The sequence below is a fragment of the Calothrix sp. CBUCES-K 9914 genome (assembly GCF_059640475.1).
Map to the genome: position 1 here is coordinate 50,556 of NZ_JBXXZH010000004.1, position 19,485 is coordinate 70,040.

The 19,485-nt window shown below is 36.5% G+C and carries 18 protein-coding genes and 1 pseudogene; 7 read left to right on the top strand and 12 right to left on the bottom strand.

Annotated features, from left to right (window positions below; all coding sequences use genetic code 11):
• Positions 1–51 precede the first annotated feature (51 nt).
• A complete protein-coding gene (locus AC2JBO_RS01510; RefSeq protein WP_496951851.1) occupies positions 52–330 on the top strand; it encodes a hypothetical protein in 279 nt (92 codons plus the stop codon).
• 268 nt (positions 331–598) lie between these two features.
• Here AC2JBO_RS01510 and AC2JBO_RS01515 read toward each other — a convergent pair whose 3' ends face one another.
• The 5 genes and pseudogenes from AC2JBO_RS01515 to AC2JBO_RS01535 all read right to left on the bottom strand — a co-directional run bounded on the left by AC2JBO_RS01515 (position 599) and on the right by AC2JBO_RS01535 (position 7,646).
• Positions 599–5,125 carry an nSTAND1 domain-containing NTPase gene (locus AC2JBO_RS01515; RefSeq protein ID WP_496951852.1) on the bottom strand — a complete coding sequence of 1,509 codons (4,527 nt, stop codon included), beginning with the start codon at positions 5,123–5,125 and terminating at the stop codon, positions 599–601.
• A gap of 78 nt (positions 5,126–5,203) precedes the next feature.
• Entirely contained in the window at positions 5,204–6,118 is a 915-nt protein-coding gene (locus tag AC2JBO_RS01520) for a DUF1822 family protein (RefSeq protein WP_496951853.1), read from the bottom strand.
• Positions 6,119–6,159: 41 nt separating this feature from the next.
• Positions 6,160–6,795, bottom strand: coding sequence for a sigma-70 RNA polymerase sigma factor region 4 domain-containing protein (locus tag AC2JBO_RS01525; protein ID WP_496951854.1), 636 nt, complete (start codon positions 6,793–6,795; stop codon positions 6,160–6,162).
• A gap of 148 nt (positions 6,796–6,943) precedes the next feature.
• Positions 6,944–7,354, bottom strand: coding sequence for a HepT-like ribonuclease domain-containing protein (locus AC2JBO_RS01530; RefSeq protein ID WP_496951855.1), 411 nt, complete (start codon positions 7,352–7,354; stop codon positions 6,944–6,946).
• A pseudogene (locus AC2JBO_RS01535) lies at positions 7,351–7,646 on the bottom strand (nucleotidyltransferase family protein). Before AC2JBO_RS01535 ends, AC2JBO_RS01530 begins: the two are co-directional and overlap by 4 nt.
• A gap of 208 nt (positions 7,647–7,854) precedes the next feature.
• On the opposite strand from AC2JBO_RS01535, the gene AC2JBO_RS01540 reads away from it, so the two are divergent.
• Positions 7,855–9,711: a hypothetical protein gene (locus tag AC2JBO_RS01540; protein WP_496951856.1), complete on the top strand. Its 1,857-nt coding sequence runs from the start codon at positions 7,855–7,857 to the stop codon at positions 9,709–9,711.
• A gap of 438 nt (positions 9,712–10,149) precedes the next feature.
• Here the strand turns inward: AC2JBO_RS01540 and AC2JBO_RS01545 are convergent, their stop codons facing one another.
• The 5 genes from AC2JBO_RS01545 to AC2JBO_RS01565 all read right to left on the bottom strand — a co-directional run bounded on the left by AC2JBO_RS01545 (position 10,150) and on the right by AC2JBO_RS01565 (position 14,471).
• Entirely contained in the window at positions 10,150–10,905 is a 756-nt protein-coding gene (locus tag AC2JBO_RS01545; RefSeq protein WP_496951857.1) for a DUF4058 family protein, read from the bottom strand.
• A 198-nt stretch (positions 10,906–11,103) separates the two neighbouring features.
• A complete protein-coding gene (locus AC2JBO_RS01550) occupies positions 11,104–11,994 on the bottom strand; it encodes a hypothetical protein (protein WP_496951858.1) in 891 nt (296 codons plus the stop codon).
• Positions 11,995–12,009: 15 nt separating this feature from the next.
• Positions 12,010–13,152, bottom strand: coding sequence for a M50 family metallopeptidase (locus tag AC2JBO_RS01555; RefSeq protein WP_496951859.1), 1,143 nt, complete (start codon positions 13,150–13,152; stop codon positions 12,010–12,012).
• A gap of 35 nt (positions 13,153–13,187) precedes the next feature.
• Complete coding sequence (locus AC2JBO_RS01560) at positions 13,188–13,595, bottom strand: GNAT family N-acetyltransferase (RefSeq protein WP_496951860.1); 408 nt, start codon at positions 13,593–13,595, stop codon at positions 13,188–13,190.
• Between the two features lie 165 nt (positions 13,596–13,760).
• Positions 13,761–14,471, bottom strand: a complete 711-nt coding sequence (locus AC2JBO_RS01565; RefSeq protein WP_496951861.1) for a HEAT repeat domain-containing protein — start codon at positions 14,469–14,471, stop codon at positions 13,761–13,763.
• Between the two features lie 155 nt (positions 14,472–14,626).
• On the opposite strand from AC2JBO_RS01565, the gene AC2JBO_RS01570 reads away from it, so the two are divergent.
• Entirely contained in the window at positions 14,627–15,001 is a 375-nt protein-coding gene (locus AC2JBO_RS01570) for a DUF4870 domain-containing protein (RefSeq protein WP_496951862.1), read from the top strand.
• 81 nt (positions 15,002–15,082) lie between these two features.
• Here the strand turns inward: AC2JBO_RS01570 and AC2JBO_RS01575 are convergent, their stop codons facing one another.
• Positions 15,083–15,502: a pentapeptide repeat-containing protein gene (locus AC2JBO_RS01575; RefSeq protein WP_496951863.1), complete on the bottom strand. Its 420-nt coding sequence runs from the start codon at positions 15,500–15,502 to the stop codon at positions 15,083–15,085.
• 222 nt (positions 15,503–15,724) lie between these two features.
• Positions 15,725–17,821: a GUN4 domain-containing protein gene (locus tag AC2JBO_RS01580; protein ID WP_496951864.1), complete on the bottom strand. Its 2,097-nt coding sequence runs from the start codon at positions 17,819–17,821 to the stop codon at positions 15,725–15,727.
• Positions 17,822–17,881: 60 nt separating this feature from the next.
• On the opposite strand from AC2JBO_RS01580, the gene AC2JBO_RS01585 reads away from it, so the two are divergent.
• From AC2JBO_RS01585 to AC2JBO_RS01600, 4 genes are all read left to right on the top strand, one after another.
• Entirely contained in the window at positions 17,882–18,037 is a 156-nt protein-coding gene (locus AC2JBO_RS01585) for a variant leucine-rich repeat-containing protein (RefSeq protein ID WP_496951865.1), read from the top strand.
• Between the two features lie 122 nt (positions 18,038–18,159).
• Complete coding sequence (locus AC2JBO_RS01590; protein ID WP_496951866.1) at positions 18,160–18,534, top strand: phage integrase N-terminal SAM-like domain-containing protein; 375 nt, start codon at positions 18,160–18,162, stop codon at positions 18,532–18,534.
• A 206-nt stretch (positions 18,535–18,740) separates the two neighbouring features.
• Entirely contained in the window at positions 18,741–18,866 is a 126-nt protein-coding gene (locus tag AC2JBO_RS01595) for a hypothetical protein (RefSeq protein WP_496951867.1), read from the top strand.
• Positions 18,867–18,920: 54 nt separating this feature from the next.
• Complete coding sequence (locus AC2JBO_RS01600) at positions 18,921–19,397, top strand: hypothetical protein (protein ID WP_496951868.1); 477 nt, start codon at positions 18,921–18,923, stop codon at positions 19,395–19,397.
• The last annotated feature ends 88 nt before the right edge of the window (positions 19,398–19,485 follow it).

Genomic DNA, 19,485 nt, shown 5'->3' on the forward strand with positions numbered 1-19,485 from the left:
GAGTGTAAAACCCCAAAAGAATTACGATTAGCTGAATAAAAAACAAGTCTGGTGAAGAGTAGCGAGCGCTTCCCCGGACTAATAATACTTGAAGATCAACGTGAGATATTTGAGCAGGAATTATTTCTTGCTCTTGAAATATTGGCAGGTTTACGGTTTTTTGGCGGAGTGCAGTCTCCAGGGTTTAGAATTGTCAAAACTTTTATTGACTTAGCACTTGCCTGGGTAAAATTGTCATTACTTGTATCCGCGCCCAGAAGGGGTGACAAAGGCACCGTTACAATTACAGCAGAGATATTAACGATAAAAAATAAGGCGCCGAGTAGTTGAGATTTTAGTTTCATTATAGAAAGTCCTGGTTCAAAATTTTGGGTCAACATGCAAAAAACAACCCTGTAAAGATGAAGGCACAACATCTTTGCAAGCAAATATTTCTATTGCATATTTTGAAAAATAAAAGATAATAAAATTACTAGGCTGTAGCAGACACTGATGTGTGTAACGGTATCACCAGCAGCCTTCATATATAAATACGCTCTTACTTGAATGTTTTTATGCAACTAGGACTAAGAAACTGAATTTCTCAAGAAAACCTTTTTTAATAATCACGTTTAATATCGTTACATAGGCGCCTATCATTAGAATTTACATCAGGGTCATTATGCAAATAATTCTGTATTGACTGACATCCGCGCGCGAGTAAATCATCTAAATTAAAATTCCACGAAATTATTGTATTATCATTAGATATAGAGGTAAGGGTTTTACCATCCTGACCAAAGCTAACTCCAATAACGGCACCTTGATGTGCTTTGAGAGTTTTGATTTCAGAACCAGTGTTAGTATCCCAAAGTTTTACAGTCTTGTCACTGGATGCAGAAGCAAGCGTTTTACCATCCGGACTAAAACTGGCGCCATATACCAAATTTGTATGACCTTTAAGGGTTTTAATTTCTTGTCCTGTATTTATATCCCATATTTTTAATGTTCGGTCACGAGAAGTAGATACAAGAGTTTTTCTGTCCGGACTAAAGCTGGCATTCCAAACATGGGAAGTATGTCCTTTAAGAGTTTTAATTTCCTTTCCCGTATTAATATTCCAAAGTTTTATCGTAGTATCACTTGATGTCGAAGCTAAAGTATTTCCATCTAGACTAAAGGTAACGCTTATGACGCTAGACTTATGTCCACTAAAGGTTTTCAGTTCTCTACCTGTATAAATATCCCAGAGTTTTACTGTCTTGTCTTCAGATGCGGAAGCTAGAGTTTTGCCGTCTGGACTGATACTGGCGCCAAAAACAGCTTCTTTATGCCCTTTAAACGTTTTAATTTCTTTACCTGTATTAATATCCCATAATTTTATTGTTTTGTCCCAAGAGGCAGAAGCTAGGGTTTTACCATCTCGGCTAAAGCTTATAGCATTAATTAATGCTGTATGTCCACTCAGAGATTTTTTTTCATATTTTGTATCATTATCCCATAATTTTATTATATTATTATCATTTGAAGTAGCGATAGTTTTACCATCGTAACTAAAACTGATAGCAGTAATCTTATCTGCATTTTCGTGTAAAGTTTTAATATCCGAAGGAGTTTTAATATTCCACAGTTTAATTGTTCTATCTGTAGACGCTGAAGCAAATGTTTTACCATCTGGACTAAAGCTGATGCCAATAACTGAGTCTGTATGTCCTTTAAAAGTTTTTATTTCGGAACCACTATTAACGTCCCAGAGTTTTACTGTTGTGTCTTTGGATGAGGATGTAGAAGCAATAATTTTACCATCTGGGCTGAAACTCACACCAAAAACTGCGTCTAGGTGTCCTAAAAAAGATTTAATTTCTTCGCCAGTTTTTATATCCCACAACTTCACTGTCTTGTCCCAAGATGCAGAAACAAGCATTTTACCGTCCGGACTAAAGTTGACACCCCAAACCTGAGATGTATGTCCTTTAAAAGTTATAATTACTTCACCAGTTTCAATATCCCAAAGTTTGAGTGTTTGGTCAGCAGATGCTGAAGCAATAGTTTTACCATCTGGACTAAAGCAGGCGCCAAAAACTGCATCATTGTGACTTGTTAGAGTTATAATTACTTTACCAGTTTTAACATCCCAGAGTTTTATTGTTCTGTCTGTAGATGCAGAAGCAATGGTTTTACCATCTGGGCTAAAGCTGACTCGAAAAACGGCGCCTGTATGTCCCTTTAAGGTTATGATTGGTTTAATATATTTACTATTTGTAATATCCCAGAGTTTTATTGTTTTGTCTGTAGATGCGGAAGCGAGGATTTTACCATTTGGACTAAAGCTGATACTTCTGACGCTAGAATTATGAGCATCCTGTATCGTTTGAATTTGTTTACCTGTTGCAGTATCCCAAAGTTTGATAGTTTTGTCGCTTGATGCAGAAGCAAGTAGTTTACCATTTGGACTAAAGCTGACACCAAAAACTATATCTGTATGTCCTTTCAGGGTTTTGACTTGAAAGTTGTATACAGTCTCTTGTAATGTAAATACAGTCAGCATTTGGGTTGCTGAGGTTATCCAGGGTTGCCAAATACTTTTTAATTGTCTCCCAGCTTTGATAGCTTGTGTTAAAGCAGCTTCTTGGTCATTTCTTGCAAAATACTTTTCTGATATAATACTTAATCTAGCAACTTCTGCATCAGTCCTGCGAATTTCATTGAGTCCAGCAAATATAGAAACTGTTACCAAGCCAAAAGCTAGGGCAAAAATAGTTAATCTACGCCTGATTTTTGTTTCTCTTTGTTTCTTTTTTTGTTTAGATACACTTGCTTGAATAAAGGTTTTTTGTTCTTGAGTTAGCTCAGACGCACGCTGATTATACCAGCTTAACGCGATACTTAACGGTGTTTCCTGTAATAATCTTCCAGAATCGTAATTATTATTGTGCCATTCTCGCACCTCTAGCTTTAATCTTTCTTGCCAAGTTCTAAATTCACGGTTATCTTGAATCCAATTACGAAGAGTTCCCCATTCTCGAATTAAAGCTTCGTGGACTATTTCTACTGTTTCTTCTTGATTTTTATCTTGATTACAATTTGTCACTAGTAATCTATAATTAGCTAGATGCTGCACTAATTCCCAATTTTGTTCTCCTACTTCTTGTTTTGTAGCAACCCGTCGAGTATCCTCAGTACCTTCTCCAGGTTGTACTAACTGAATAAATACATTTGGTGCCATTTTCCGTTGTTCTTTGCTCAAACGTCGGTAAACATATTCAGCATGGTTAGCTATAGCTTCCCTAACTCCACCAATTTCTCGATAAGCTTGATGCGTCAACTTACCGGGACGTTGTTTTTGCCAAAGTTGAGTTAAAGCAAACTGCTGCAAAGGTAAACTACCTTCTCCATCCCCAACGTCATCTATTAACTTATTAACCAAACCAGATTCAAATTCTACATAATACTTTGACGCAGGTTGTGTAATTGCCTTCTCTAATTCCTGACGGTTCATTGGCGCCAGTAAAGAAGGTGGATATTTTTGCAAAGTTTTACCCAAAGGTTCGTAAGATATGGCTTTGCCCAAAAAATCTGCCCGTATAGTAACTAATAAAGTGAATGTAGATGAGTTATTTACTACTTGCAGTAAACCATCGATAAACATCTTACGTTCTTCGGCATCTGAGCAAAGCGTAAAGATTTCCTCAAATTGGTCAATAATGAGTAAGATATTAGATAAAAAGTTTCGTTGTTTAAGAATATTTTGTAGTGTGGAGATATTACTTTTTAAATAATTTTCTAGCTTGACTACACTTTCTCCCTTCTTTAAAGCGATAGCTAAAGATTCAAATGGTTTATTCCCTGGACGAAACGAAATTATTTGCCAATTTTGATTATGACCACGTAACTTGGGAATTAAGCCAGCAAACACTACAGAAGATTTTCCACTACCAGAGGCGCCGACTACAGCAACAAAAGGTTTACGGGCGATATCTGTCAACAAATCTTCAACAAAAGCTTCTCGTCCAAAGAAAAATTCCGCGTGTTGTTCTTGAAATATCTCTAAACCCCGGTAAGGACATAAAGAAATTATTCCTAAACTTTGCCAAGTGGGTGGTGTTTCTAATTGGTTTTGGATGATTACAGGTAGCCAACTAGCGCACGGAAAAGTGACATCATAATTATTACGCAAGCATTCGCGCGCTTTTTTGATAGAGAGATATAGCGACTGACCACCAGTAAATTCATGCAAAAAATACTTTAAAAATTCCTGTGCTATTTTATCTGGCACAGGTTCTTTCATTACGATAACTTGGGGTATATTTAACTGTTCTAACTCTAATGCTATGCCTAAACCATCACAAGAATTAAAAAATGCTATCTGTAATCCTTTATTGATAGCTATTTGCATCGCATCTCTTAATTCTAGCATCTTCAAGCTATCATGTTTGTTCAGAAATATACGTCCTTGAGTTCCTTCAGTTCGAGAGTGTCCTGAAAAAAATAACATGTCCCATCCAGCATTATCGCGTAGATGGTCAATTAAAATTTCGCGCGATGGTTCTTTGAGTAAAATTATTTCACCATTTTTACAGTATTCTTGAAGAAGTTCTTTATCAGCTTCGACATTTATACTTGTACTATCACCAAGAATAATTAGTATTCTGGCTTTGTCTCGGTAAATGCGTTCCCCACGTTCAGCATCAGGTGCGCTTAAAGCAACTTCAGCTTTTGGGTATTTTTGTAAAACATTCCACAAATGCCAAGGCAACTTACGTAATTCTTGACAACTAGTAGCAATAATTACTCGTATCTCATCTTCAATATTTAATTTTTCCAAACAATTCTTGACTTGAATAAAAGAATCTGATGCTAACCAAGTATTTAAAGTGTTAATTAGTTCTTGCGATTTTTGACTCAAGTCTTGGTTTAGAGCTTCAATATTTACATTCTTTGCACCGAGAGGTCGAATCCGAAATTCTCCGTATAAACTACGATATATATTACACCAAGCTTGAGAATGTTGAATTATCGCGCGTGCTGATGGTAATTTAGCACTAATAATTAACTTTGGTATTTCACCTTCGTTACTAATTGTTAAATTGACTCTAAAACCTGATTTTAAGGCGCCGTCAAATTTGAGAACAACTAGTTTTTTCATAAATGGTTTAATATTAAAATATTTTATAAAATTCGTGCATTGTAGAGACACGATTAATCGCGTCTCTACTACACGTTATTACACAATGAATTCTTGTGTGACTTTCGACTCTCCTAAACAAAGGTCTACACTAAATTTTTCTCCAGCTTGGGCACTTAGTGAGACTTCAACCCAGTTATCATGTTCTCTAGAAGTTGCATTCAAAACGTTTTCTTCATTTTCATCATTGACAATTAGCTCTAATCCTTGAGGTAAGTATGTACCTTCTAAAGGATAAGCTTGAATTGCAATATTAACTGTGTTTTCATTTTCTGAGGTCACTTGTGCAACTAATGCAATACGTGTACTATCTAGTTGTAAACCCACATCAATCTTTTTAGCTTGTGTAATACAAAATCTGGGACTCCTTGCGAAAATTAACTGCTGTGGATTTAATATATTTTCAAGATTGTGCCAACCTTCTGTAATCACTCCTTGCATCCATTCACGAATGTTTACAACTGCTGCTTGTTCTTTTTGAGTTAAATATTCTAGTAAATCATCTACTGATTGTAATTGATTTAACGCAACAATGGGCGCCTCCTGAACGCTGACACTAGGTGTAAATCCAATAATATGCGCTTCGTCTAAAGATGAATTAATTTGCACAAATATATATCCTACACGGTCGGAAGCAACTTCCTGTGAAATTTTGCAATGTTTAGTATTTGGTAAAATAGGTAAACACTCTAGCTTACCAATATTTTTAACTTCTACATCTGCTACATTAATTAAACTTTGCATCCAAGGATTTTGATTATTGTCTCTATCCTTAACTGTTTCAAAACTCATACAATTTAAATAATACTCTACAGCGTAGATAGCTAAAGAGTTAAGGTAAACTTTTCTTGTTGCTTCGGTACTAGATATACCTTGACTTTGTTTTCTAGCAACATCATGTGCTGAATAAGATAAAAAGACCTTAAAACTATCTTGTCGAGTACTTATGTTCATAATGACTTACCTGCTTGTATTGATTTAATTGCTGCTATGGTCTACTGTAAATATTTACGACAATACTCAACGACATTACGCTTTTTTATGCTTCTTTGATAAAAACTTGAAAGTGTAGGAATAGGATGACCTGATGTTCTAGATATATCTTTCCATTCTTTACCCTCACAAAGAAACATCAAAATTATTTGTAAATTAGTATTTTTATCTCTTCTAATATGCAAATTTCGCAAAATACCTTCTGGGTCACTTTTAATAAAATCTCTAAATAACTTAACATCTTCTTTGCTTTCTTCTTCACCTTCAACAAAATCTTTAAACAGCTTCTCTTCTGCTGCTTCCTCATCAAAGGAAGATATTGGTGTACGTGTACGGTATCTATTCACCGCATCTAGAAAGCACCACCTAAATATATGATTTACCCATGCCATCACCGGATATTGAGGATTGTAATTATCTATACCTTTACAGAACTTTACAAAAGCATCATTAACTGCCTCTTGATATACTTCCTCAAAGTTAGGTAACTGCGACCATCTTTTTTGTCTACTCAACTGTCCAGAGCATTGAATTAATTTAACCAAATCATTTAAGGCTTTACGTCTAGCGACACTATTGGAGGGGTTGTTTTGCGCTTCCATCGCCAACTGTCGCAGTTGTTCAGCTAATTGACACATCGAAACCTCCTACTAAAACTCGTTTTCAGGGTCGTTTTAGGTGTTATCCCCACAACTACCAAGTTGTTTACGAAGGAAGTAGGGATGTTTTATGCAAAATTTTCCATAACTCAAACAAATTTACATAACTTAACAAATCACATTTGCTTCAAAAACCCCATAACTTGCTTTTGCGACTATGAACTGAGAGCAACTCGTTATAATATTGTCTCCATTCTGCTTGCTTGTTAGATGCAACATATCCAGCACGAGTTTTCTTTAAGCACTCTGCCGTATGATGATAGTATTCAGCTTTACCAGCATTCATTATACTTTCGGCACGGCGCCGAGAATTTTCAATAACCCATTCAGGACGAGTTGAAAGTGCAGCACTCATAACACGGTGAACTATATCGTTTGGTAGCTTTTGTACAGACTCACACATAACTTGAACATTCCTCAATACGGCATCTTGAGTTTTGATATCATTGAAAAATACCTCTTTTCCTTCTACTGTGTACTGTTTTATTCTATTTATACAATCACGAATGTGGATTAGATATACGCGACTTTCCTTCATAAGTAGATAGCTTCTCTTAAGACTTTATCTTTTATTAAATCATGTAAACACTTGATTGTTAATACGTCCACTCTACGATTTAAAATTTTTTCTAAATCTATGATTAAACCGCTAGGAAACCAAGATGATATTTTGTTTAAATCATAATCAACTAAAAAATCTATATCGCTTTCTTCTCTCTCTCTTCGCCTCTAGCAACGCTACCAAATATACGAAGATTATAAGCTCCATGTTTAGCAGCAATACTAATAATTTCTTCTCGTTTTTCTTGAAGTACTTCTTTTAGTGACATTTTGTTTTTCCTCTTTCAAAAGCATCAAGACTTATTTTCTCCTAATTATAACATCTAAATCCATATCATCAAGCAGATATAGGAGCGAACGATAGGTCTTACCCCCTGACGCTTGAAACTCTCGAATGTTAAATAATGCTTCACAGTAATAATTATAGTTTCCCCTTCAAATAAGCTTTATATATAATGTGAAAGGAGTTCTACCAAGATGCCGAAAAAGAATCAAAGCACTTCTACTGGTAATGTCGAATCACAAATTCCCCTTGGTTCGCACGTTATTAAAGCACTAACCGAAAATGAAATTTCTCAGTTACTTGATGTGTTATTTGCTACTTTATCTGAAGAACAGCGCTTAACTGCTTTAGCTCAACTCCAACCCAATACACAAGAGACTTTAAGCCAAATAATGACTTCATCTCAAACAGTTGAGCAGACAACAACCAGTAAAGCACCACTAACTTCGCTTGCAAAAGCAGCCCAAACATGGTCTGAATTGTGGCAAGAATGGAATGATATTATTGATGAGGCAGCACAGGAAGAAGGAAAATATATAGCTCAAGAAGCGCGTTGGGAAGAACCTTACTTTGATAATTGCACCTTGGTAGAAGATTTAGAAGAAGTTGCCGAAAGGATGAAACCACTGGTAAAAAGCGCTTTTAAAAATGGTTTTAATCATGATGATGGTTTTGCTTTACCTTTATTGGAAGCAGAAAGTGAAATATCAAACGGTATACCTGACTGGATGGATATTCATAATGGTATTCCTTTAGAACCCGCTATCACAAATTGCTTATTGCAGTGGGAATGGTTATCAGTACAGGAAGAAGGAGAAAATGGTTTTAGGTTTGTTCAAAAAATAAGAGAATGGGAAGAAAAATTTTCTTATGTAGTTTTAGAAGAAGACACTCTTGTTGAATTTTGTTTAGAGTTACCCGATACACAAAAACAGTTAATTTTAACTGGAATAACTGCTAGTAAAGAGAGTTCGATGTGGAAACAAGTACTAGAAAATGCTCACTCTCCTTGGCATCAATTTTATATGGAGGCAATTCAAAGTTATGCACCAGAGAAATATATAGATAATCTTCGGGAAACTATACCGCAGCAATGGGAAAATGGTTTGATAGTAATTGAGGATTTATTAGCTAAACGGGAATATCAAGAAAGTCTTGCTGCAATTCACGAAACTTTCAATGCGTTGTTAAAAATACAACAAGTGAAGAATCCTTGGGCGCCAGAAACTTCATTATTATATACAATTCTTGGTGGATTCCATTACGGTGCCGAGCGTTGGGGAGACGAAAAAACTTTACTTGACTATTATCAGCAAACAGTTCAAAAGTTAGGAGACACTGAACGAGTAAATGCTTTGGAAATTCAGCAAATTGCTTTTGACTGTTGTGCAAATTGGTCAAGTATGTTTAAAGCGTTTACTGAAATACCTGTTTCAGATAATACACGCCAAGCTTTGTTTGAATCCTGGCGCCAATATATAATAAAATCTGCAAAACCAAAAATATATTATCAATATTATGCAACACCTAAAACGGTTGATATTTGGTGGTTACATTGGTTACTAGATAGCATTGTAACCCCTGAAAAAGGAGCTACTTGGTTTCAACAGCAAATTACGCACTGGTTAGATAATTTATCTGGGGATAAAAGAGACTTGGGTGAGGAATATGATGTTTTGCGTTTGCTAACAAAAGATTTAGCTGAGATACACTATCAAGGTAAACCACCTTACCCCAAATTTTATCAAGTAGTAATTCGACCAAAAGATTTATCGGCGCCGGATGATGCTTCTCGGCGAACTTACCTACAACAATATGCACCAACAGATTTGTGGGAAAGAGTAATAACTTATTGGAAAACGCATTTAAAAAACTTTGTACCAAAACCAGAAGACTCGCAAGGCTCAGATTATACTCAACATGGACAATGGATGACAGCACTTTTGGAACTGGCGCCGGAAGATTATAATAACTTACTTAAAAATTGGAAAGTTGACCATCAAAGGCGACGTAACTTATGGAAAGTGATGGATAAATTAGGAATGCGCTAGAAGGACTTCCAAAAATTTACTTCTCCCGGAATGTGGAGTGGGCATCCTTGCCATTAGCGTCAAGTTAAGCTAAAACCTACTACGTCAATAAGGATTTATGCTTAAAATTTGCGTTTGAAAGGAACAAAAAATGAACTTGAAGAGCGGCTATTAGTACTTTTTTTATCTGCATCGCTTGCAGCTTAAGTATAAAATTTTGCAAAAAGTTCATGTTTATACCTCGTTCATCACAAAACCTATCGTTGACGTATGGGCGCCAACCTTAACTTGACACCAATGGCATCCTTGCCCGTTCCAGAAGCTAGGGTGTTTGCTTGGATGCTCACCCCACAAGAATTATACTTCTCACTCTTGTCATGAGTAGTGAACGAAGCATCTTTAAGATTTTCTTACCACAGAGACACAGAGAAATTTGAGATTGGCGGTTATTACCCAATCCTACAAAATTATACTTCGTAACCAAGCTTCATTTTGTTTAGACAGTTTAGGTGTACAAGCTTGTTTATAATCAATACCTAGCTCAAATCTCGCGCGGTCATATACTTTATGCAACAAAGATTGTAAATCTAAAACTGGTTCATCTTCACCAAAACGTAAAGGAACTGGAATACTTGGTATTATTTGTTGCAAGTTAAATGCGTATAGTTGTGCTTTTGGGCGTTGATAACTACGACTAATCATAATTCTATAATCGGAAGTAGCGGCGCCGTTCATTGGAAAAGCTTCACCACCTCTCAATAAATCTATCTCAATCAAATGAGTTGCACTAATTAAGATTTTTTGTCGTTTTTGTAAATAAGTACTACGTCCTTCACCAGTACGCTTGTTTTTTGGCGATATTAGTTCGATAACTGTAATCACATTTCCAGTGGCGCCTTCACGAATTTCCAAAAACCGCTCTTGTACTTCCTCTGCAATTGGAATTTCAATATTAAGCGGTTGGGTAATTAGTTGTAAGGTAGCTGTTTGTGTTGTACTTTGTAAAGAAGCAGTAACAGATACATCTGGAATTCCAAGTAGTACATTATCACCATCATCACTGAGGTATACACGCTTTTCTACAGCAACGCGGTAACTTCTGCTGAGGCTATCATCTAGTGCGTCAGCAATTGCTACAATCATACGACTGTGAAATTCTGACCAAAACTCTGGATTTTCTAGATAAGGGTTCATGCCTGGTAATGGTGATGGCATAGTCGTATATCTATTACAAGTTGGTTTTATAATATTTATTCTAATTTAACAAGACTTACGCGAGTGAAACATAAAAACCGTAGGGTGCGTGACGCTATAAGGAAATTTCAGTGTAGATATAAGACTTATAGCGTCACGCACCGACTCTTGATTGTGACAGTATTGTAAGTCCTATATATAATTATTTACTATTTTGCTTTATCCTGCTAACCACAATGCGACGTTTTTGACGTAAGCGTGGATGTCGTCTAGCGCGCGCGGTTCATTTTTCATTCCGTTTCCGGGTGGTTCATCGACAAAACTGGGGCAACCTTTTTCAATGTCCCAGTTATAATCTACTACGTGATGGAAACTGGAGTTTGTAACGGCACGTCCTAAATTATTTCCTGCGCTGTCTTGATGATGGTCGATGGCTACTACTAAGTTGAAGTCGCGTCCTGTTATTTTACTCTTACTTCTTGCTATTACACGCGCGTATTTATTATTTGCAGGCGCCCCGATACCTCCCTCATGTGGATGTGCTGGAAAGTATTCTATAAACCCTGATGGTGAGTTGGGGTTTTTAAAGAGTTCGTGGATAGGTTCAAGTACGGTTATTTTTTGATAGTCACCGTTGGCGCCAGAGTGATAGTTGGGGAAATTAATATAAGCTGTATACGGGTCATCACGAATTAAACGCGCTGTATCTGGGTCGGGGTTTTTGGTGTGGAAGTAATGAGTATCACCAATATCTATTAAGCCACACATCGAACATCCCATATCTTGATGGTCGCGCGTTGTCAATATACCACCACCGCGTTGACGAAATGCATTAATACCTGCTATATCTTTTTCGCTTAATCCTCCACCAACATCTAAGGCAAATAACCAAAGCTCGTCAAAGTCAGATTGGTCAAGCGAGCTTAGTATCGGGTCGTTACCTTCAGCATCTGTTATCCTATCACGTCCAAATACCTCAAACAAAGCATTTCCCGCTTCATCACGTAACGATGCTAGATAACCTTGTAGCATTGAGAAACGAGCGATACTCCAATCATCTTCAGTAGTGGGAATTGTAGTTTGTAGAAGAATGCGAATTGGTCTAACCATTATTTGCTCTCTTTTTTAAGATAAGGTATTTTTTCTATCTACTTTATATATATGAACTATTTTGTCGCCCCATAGGGACTCTTTGACGAATTCCATACCTATTTTTTGTAACACTCTTACAGAAGCTTGATTTTCTGGCTCGACTATACCTAGTAAATACTCTAAATGCAATGTATCGAATGCATAATTTAAACAATGATTTGCAGCTTCGGTTGCTAAACCTTGGCGCCAAAAATCAGTGTCAAATCTATAACCTAGTTCATTCTCGTATTTTTGCTCTATTTGTTCTAAGGCTATTCCACAGTACCCGATTAATTTTCCTGTTTCACGGTGAATTATTGACCATTTCCCGTACCCATGCTGTTGATATGAATCGATATAACTTTGTATTTTGGCTGCTGTTTGCTCAGTAGATATGGCGCCAGTAGGAGAAAATAGCATTACTTCTTCTTTACTTAGAATACGTGCTAATTCATCTACGTCTGCCATTGTAAATTCACGCAATATTATCCTTGGTGTTTCAATAACTACGCACGCTTGTTGATTTTTAGCATTATTGATTAAATACTTCGCTAACCACTTAGTTTTATGACCATACCAAAAACCTAACAACAAAGCTGCATGTAAAACAAACGTTATTTGTGCGTATGGTTGAATCGAAAAATCATAAATAGTTACCCAGTCTCCACGAAAACCAGTAAACGAAATAATTGGATAGAAGATTAGCGAGTAAACCAATTCAACACTTGCAAAAGTATAAAATAATTCTTTTAAAATTTGTTTTTTAACTAAAAATATTGCCAAGATAGCAATAATACCTAGTAATATCGATATTAAATTACCACTAAATGCTATCCACCAAATTTGTTCTGTAGTAAAATTTCCAACTGGAACAATGTAACCCCAAAAAACTCGCCACTGAAACTCTCTTACTTCTCCACCAAATAGCCAAGTTGCAACTGCATGTCCGAGTTCGTGTAGAAACACTCCAACCGGAATTAAAATAAAAGCGGCTGTTCGCTGAATTAATAATTTGTCTTTTGTTGTTATAGAATCATCCCAAACGGAATTCCAATTCTTTGCTAAACGAAAAATAGTATCAACACTGATAATGCTATAAAATATCGAAATAATATCGAATGAAAAATGACTAAACATAAATAAAAACTATCGCATAAGGGTGAATTAGGCGCCTAATGCTCATTACTATCATAAATCCACATGGCTTGAGTATTTCCAGTTTTCTTAAACCCACACTTTTCATAAAAAGCAACAGCTTCACCGTCAGCAACTAGCATTTGCATATGGAACCCCTCGTAATGTGACTTCAACATTTCCACCAACTTCTTGCCTATTCCTTGTCCTTGATAGTCTGGGTGTACTAATAAATGTGGATAGTATACAACTAAAAAACCATCGGAAATAGCATTACCGATACCAACTAACTGCCTATCATCCCACGCGGAAACGAGATAATGAGAGTTTAGCAAGGCTTGGTGTAATGAGTGTGGCTTCATCACCGAAGACCAACGGTTCGCTTTGTACAGCAGAACAATTTGTGTAAGTTCTATATCGCGCGTTTCTGAAAAGAAAATTGCCATTTTTTTAAATGAATCACTATAGGGAATTACATATACAAGCAATTATGATGCATAAGCAAAGCGTCGCATCTGTATAATTGCAAACCGCGCTATCTTAAACCTAATAAATTTTGAACGCAAGATTTAGGGTTACTTTATATTATGAAGATTCTAATTAGATTCGGATTAATCTTCCCTGCTAGATGCGACTTCGAGCGCTGCGGCAACTACTCGATAATGTTCGTCTTGTTGAAGTTTGGTTATTAACTCTCTAGCACGCGCGTCTTGGGAATATTGTAAAGCTATTGCGACCCTCCAACGAGTTCGCCAATCTTCACTTAGAGCCAGTTGTGCGAGTATATCTAAAGCTTGGTTAGATATTTTGGATTTAAGAACTTGACCCAACCCTAAAATTCCCGCTTCCACTACGGTTTGAGTTTCATCCTCAAGTGCTAACTTTGCCACTGAGAGTAAAGCTTCATAGTACTCGGTTTCGACGAGCAGTGAAATAACCGTTTGACGCACCAACCAGTTACTCGAACGTTCAAATAGTTCAACGAGCGTAGGAATAGCAACTTCACCAAATTCAAATATGGAGTTAGCAGCTTCTGACAGCACGTTATCGTCTTTCTCTGTATTTATAATTCTTTGTAGTGCTTGTAGTGATGCTTCGCTTTTGTGATTTCCCAAACCCATTACAGCCAAACGACGTAACGCAAAGTCTTTGTCATCCAAAAGACGAAGTATAACTGGTACGGCTATATCAGCTTTCATAACAGCAAGTTTATCTAAGGCTGTTTTGCGGATATTGAGTTCGCGCGCACGTAGTTCAATCTCAATTTGCTCGATTGATGAGTCCATAATACCAGAGCTACTACACATAACCGAGATTACCATGTTTCGGCGCCTGTGTACTGGTTTGATTTGGGAGAAAAATTAAGCTATCTAAAGCAAAAGCCAAAAAACTGTTCAGGTACGGTAAGCTTCACTACTGGGTTTACGACAATGCCCGTTACAATTAATTTAAGAAAACAAATAGAGGAGCTGTCAGGATGCAAACTTCATACGATTCTGATAAACGCAAACTGTTATCCTGTCTGTGTCATGGGGCAATTTTCTTTAGTACAACGTTTTTATCGGTAGGTGTTCCGATTGCAATTTATTTTGTTTCCGATGACCCAGTAGTTAGAAGTAACGCCAAAGAATCGATAAACTTCCATTTTAACGTTTGGTTTTGGGCAACCGTTATTGGTGTGCCAATTGGTATTTTATCTTTTATTACCTTTGGACTTGGTGGAATTTTACTCTTCCCACTTATTGCACTTGGATTTCTCATTCACTGGGGGCTTACAATTGTAGCGCTGCTACACTGTTTTACCCAACCTGATGAACCATTCCGTTACCCATTTATTTTTAGAGTATTGTAAAAATGTAGAGACGTGATTAATACCCTGCGGGAAAACCTCTGGTTTATACGTCTCTACGAAACCCTATTTCTTTATGCTTATTTACTCATACATATTTCCATCAGGCATTATGGCGCCGTCCCATGTTGCTCCAATGGTGTATGCTCCGTAAAGATTTGCTTCAAGTAATTCAGCTGCCGTTAAATCTGCATCTATTAAATGTGCCATTTTTAATTCTGCTTTATTTAACACAGCACCAGTAAGTTTTGCTTCATATAATTTTGCGCCACTTAGATTTGCACCGCTGAGGTCGGCGCCGCTAAGATTTGCGCCAACAAGTGACGCTTCGGTTAAATTAGCACCCATTAAGTTTGCTTGACTTAAATCTGCTTCACAAATTGTGGCGCCGTGTAAATTTGCCCCACTTAAATCTACACCATTGAGATAACTACCAATCAGATTTACGCCCTTAAAATTTCTTTCGCCTGATTTGTATCTCAATAAAAGTTCGTCGATACTCATAACACTCTGATTAAAACTTGTTCTATTAGAGTCACTAATATTTGAATATTTAACAGTAATTGTTGTTACTTATCATTGAATTCAAAAAGTTTGATATAATCTAATTAATTATTTGTACAACTAGTAACATTTAAATTATATTTTAATAATGGAATTATAGACCTCAATCTATCAAAAGAGCGATGTGTAATAAATAATGTTTAGCTTCGAGCAATCTTGAATCTAGGGATTATCTAAGCAATTAAATAAACATACGCATTCCTGCCACCAGCGAGCAGTTAAAATCATGCTATTAAATTCCCATATCCCTAGAACTTTTACTCTCCAAGGGTTTTCAGTAAAGCTAAAGAACGGTAAATGCCCAATAGCAGCATCTAAACTAAAGTTCAAACAATCATAATCTAACCAATTATCCTTAAGTCTCCAACCAACACGGTTAGCAAAATCAATACCTATTTCCCCAAATTTGACATTATCATTACCAATTACCATTGCTAAAACGTAATCGTTAGGTTTGGTTGATTTTAAACTTTCCCAAATTTGCTTCTGAATACTAAAACCAAAACGTCCACCGCTATACTTTACCCATAGACTATCTATAGTATGAACGTCTTGATAAGGTAAATTATTAATATCTTCTGACTTCAGATAGGTTTTTTGATTAGCAAGCTCAAGTAAAATGCGTGTTGTTTCGTTATTCGCTTCTTGCCATTTTCCAGATTTGAGTAAATCGTGTAGTTTTTGGTAATTTGTGCCAAAATTTAAAGATATATCTTCTATATTTACTTTGTCATGTGTGAACAATGTTTGATTTAGTAGAATTTCAATAATGCCTTTTGTTCCCCATAACCAAAAGTATGCTTTAATATTTGAAGCTAACTCGATTTGTAATTGAGTAATCCAACTTGCTGCTGTTAATCCCGATGCATGGCGCCTTTGTTTTAAAGTATTAAGTAGAATATTTGTAAATTGTTCTAAATTTTCTTGGGGTGATGCGGCAATTACGCATTGTCCTTTATTATTATGATGTATAGACGTTACATGTAACGTCTCTACCCATTCCTGTATTAAATTTGGACAATCTAAAATAATAATTTGTTGTGTATTTGGTATTTTTTGTAACTGTTTTTTTAACCACGAACGAGTCATTTTTAGAGTTGAAGATAATGCCAGTAATGTTTCACCATCAGGTGTTGTTTCAAGACTCGCGCGCAGGTACAACAAAACTGCGCCATGTTCCAATTCCAATAGTTTACTTATACTAGAACGTAAATCAACCGATGTTGCTGGTTGAAATAAATAGTCTACGTCAAAATTACCATCAGTACGTAGTATTTCAATAATTCCTTGACAAGCATCACTAGGTGGAAGTCCCTCAATAACTAAAGCTCTTCGTAAAGGACGCTGTTTACCTTTACTACTTTTTAAACCCAAAATCAATTGCCCTACCCCTTCAACTATTCGCTTAGGAGTTTGCAGAGAATATTCCTGATAAGCTTCAGTAATTCCAATACCTCGGTTCTGCTGGTTAATTAATCTTAATTGTTGATTTGTCTTATCTATATATGAAAGCGTCTGTTGATAAACGTACTTATATAAACCATCTGCATCTATTACACCTTCTACATCTGCTGCATCACCAAGCAACCCTTGCATAAGATAATACGTAAATAATCCATGTTCCAATTCTGGAAACTCCCAAGATAGTTGGTCTTGGTCACAAGATAACAAAGCATAAAACCCTTTACTTTTAGCCGCGCGTTGTCGCAACAAATTTACTAATTGGTTCGTAGGATTTTCTTCGTTTTTGCTATCTCCTTTGGCGCCCAATAAAGTCATTCCCCCACTGTGACAAGCATCCAACCAAACAACCTGCTGCTGTGCTGGGCAATTTTCGAGAGTTTGTAACAACTCCTGTAAACTTAAACCTGTGGCGCCTAAATTATCCTTGTGCGTATCTTGTAAACAAAGGACTACGCGCGCGGTACTATCAATAATTCCATGCCCAGAAAAATAAAATATCACCGTATCTTGAGGTTTTGCCGAGGTAGCAATTTTTCGTAAACTGTCGTGAACTGCTTCTAAGTATGGAAGTTCCGCAGCAAAATCATGATGAACCATCACCTGCTTTTGTGGAAATCCCTGTGTCGCTTGCTGTAAAGCATCTGCTAAACCTTGGCAATCTTGAGCTGAATAATTTAAGCAAGGTATGTTTTTATCTTCATATTGATTTACACCCACTAACAACTGCCATATTTTAGCGGCGCCTGTTTCTAGAGCATTAGTTGAGTTACTGGTACGAATAGTAACAGGAGACATTTAGTTTCGTAAAAGTGAGGTGTACAGTTTAATTATGAATCGTTAACACAGCAAAATCGAATGAATGAGCGTCAACAAGCACAAAACCCTGAAACTCCACCCGAAGTATTGCAAGAGCTTGCTTGCAGTTTGGACATGGAAATAAGAGCAGCTGTAGCAAAAAACCCGAACACTCCAACAGATGTATTGAAGGCGTTTAATTTAACTATAAAATAGTTTTTGGCTTGCCCACATATCAAATTTAATACTCCCTGACAATATGAATTTGTTGCTTTGCGATACCAAGTATTTTATGTTATCTGGAATATGTACGTAATAAATTTATCACTAAGTACTTTATGCCGTTGAGAGATATACCTGAGCCAAAGCTAACAACGTTGGATGGGGGGAAGATTGCTCCACCATCAGAAAGTACTGATATTCGAGAGTTAAGAGTCAAGGAGTTTTTGCAAGCTCGGAGTTTGGCGCCCAAGAGTGAGAAAGCTTACCGTCAGGACTTAAAATATTTTTTAGAGTGGTCTAACATTAGTTGGGTCGAGTTGTCTCCAAGAGACGTAGCTCAGTTCAAAGATTTTCTTACTTATAAGAAAAAGTGGCTCTTCCGTACTTTACGTGCTAAATTTTTTGAAAAATCAGGTTTAAATCCTTGCTGTGCTTATCTTCGAGCTACTATTACTTTTATAAATATCAAATTCATTAAATTTCATCTATAAGTGCCTGTAAACCTTGATTTTAAAGGATAATTATCTATTTAAATTCAAATTTAGCACGTAAAGTACGGAAGAGCCGTTTTACAATGGGAGCATATTCGAGTATTTTTATAGCTAGCCCTTTGTATGCTTGGTGGCACAATCGTAAAGGTAGGCACCTGCCCGAAGAGGTGGCAAATTAGTTTTGAATGTAGTAATGGTTGTGTTTTATGAACTCAGTGCTGCTGGGTGGTTTTTTACTGCTTAGTCTAGTTGTCGATGTCATACTGTTAGATGTTCTGAAACGCTACACTTACGACCGTCATAGCTCAAAACCAATATTCACAGCTTCATAATATAAGTTTAATTGATGAATGTAGTATGCTTTGGCTGAGGTTGCCAAATCAACTATGGGGCAATTTGGATCTGTTTTGATTACTATTGCTGCTTTGTTATCAACTATCTCAGCTAGTAACGCAACACTCTACAGTTCCGGACGTTTTAGCTCTATTATTGCTCAATCTAGGGGTTTTGATGGCAGCCAAATAAATGGCATAGACCAATCTTCCATTGGTCTATTTATTACTAGTGGTATTACTTTACTCATCGCCAATTTTTTTGATGTAAATCATATCTCAACGATGGGTAGTGCCGGGTTTCTCCTGATATTTGCTGCGGTTAATTTAGCTAATGCTCGTATGCATCGTTATACTCATAGCAAGCAGTGGATTTCACTTTTAGGTGCTCTCATATGTTTGGCGGCACTAGGAATGTTAATTTGGTTTGCTTTGCTTCGAGACCCACAAACTGTCTGGGTTTTAATATTCATGGTAGGAGTAGCCATTGGTCTCGAAGTAATCTACTATCTGTCAAACAAACAAGTTTAATTAGGTACAATGGGCATGAAACGGATTTAGAAACTAATAAATATTTTTATTGACTGCCATTTATAAGTATTTTTGTAATACATCATGC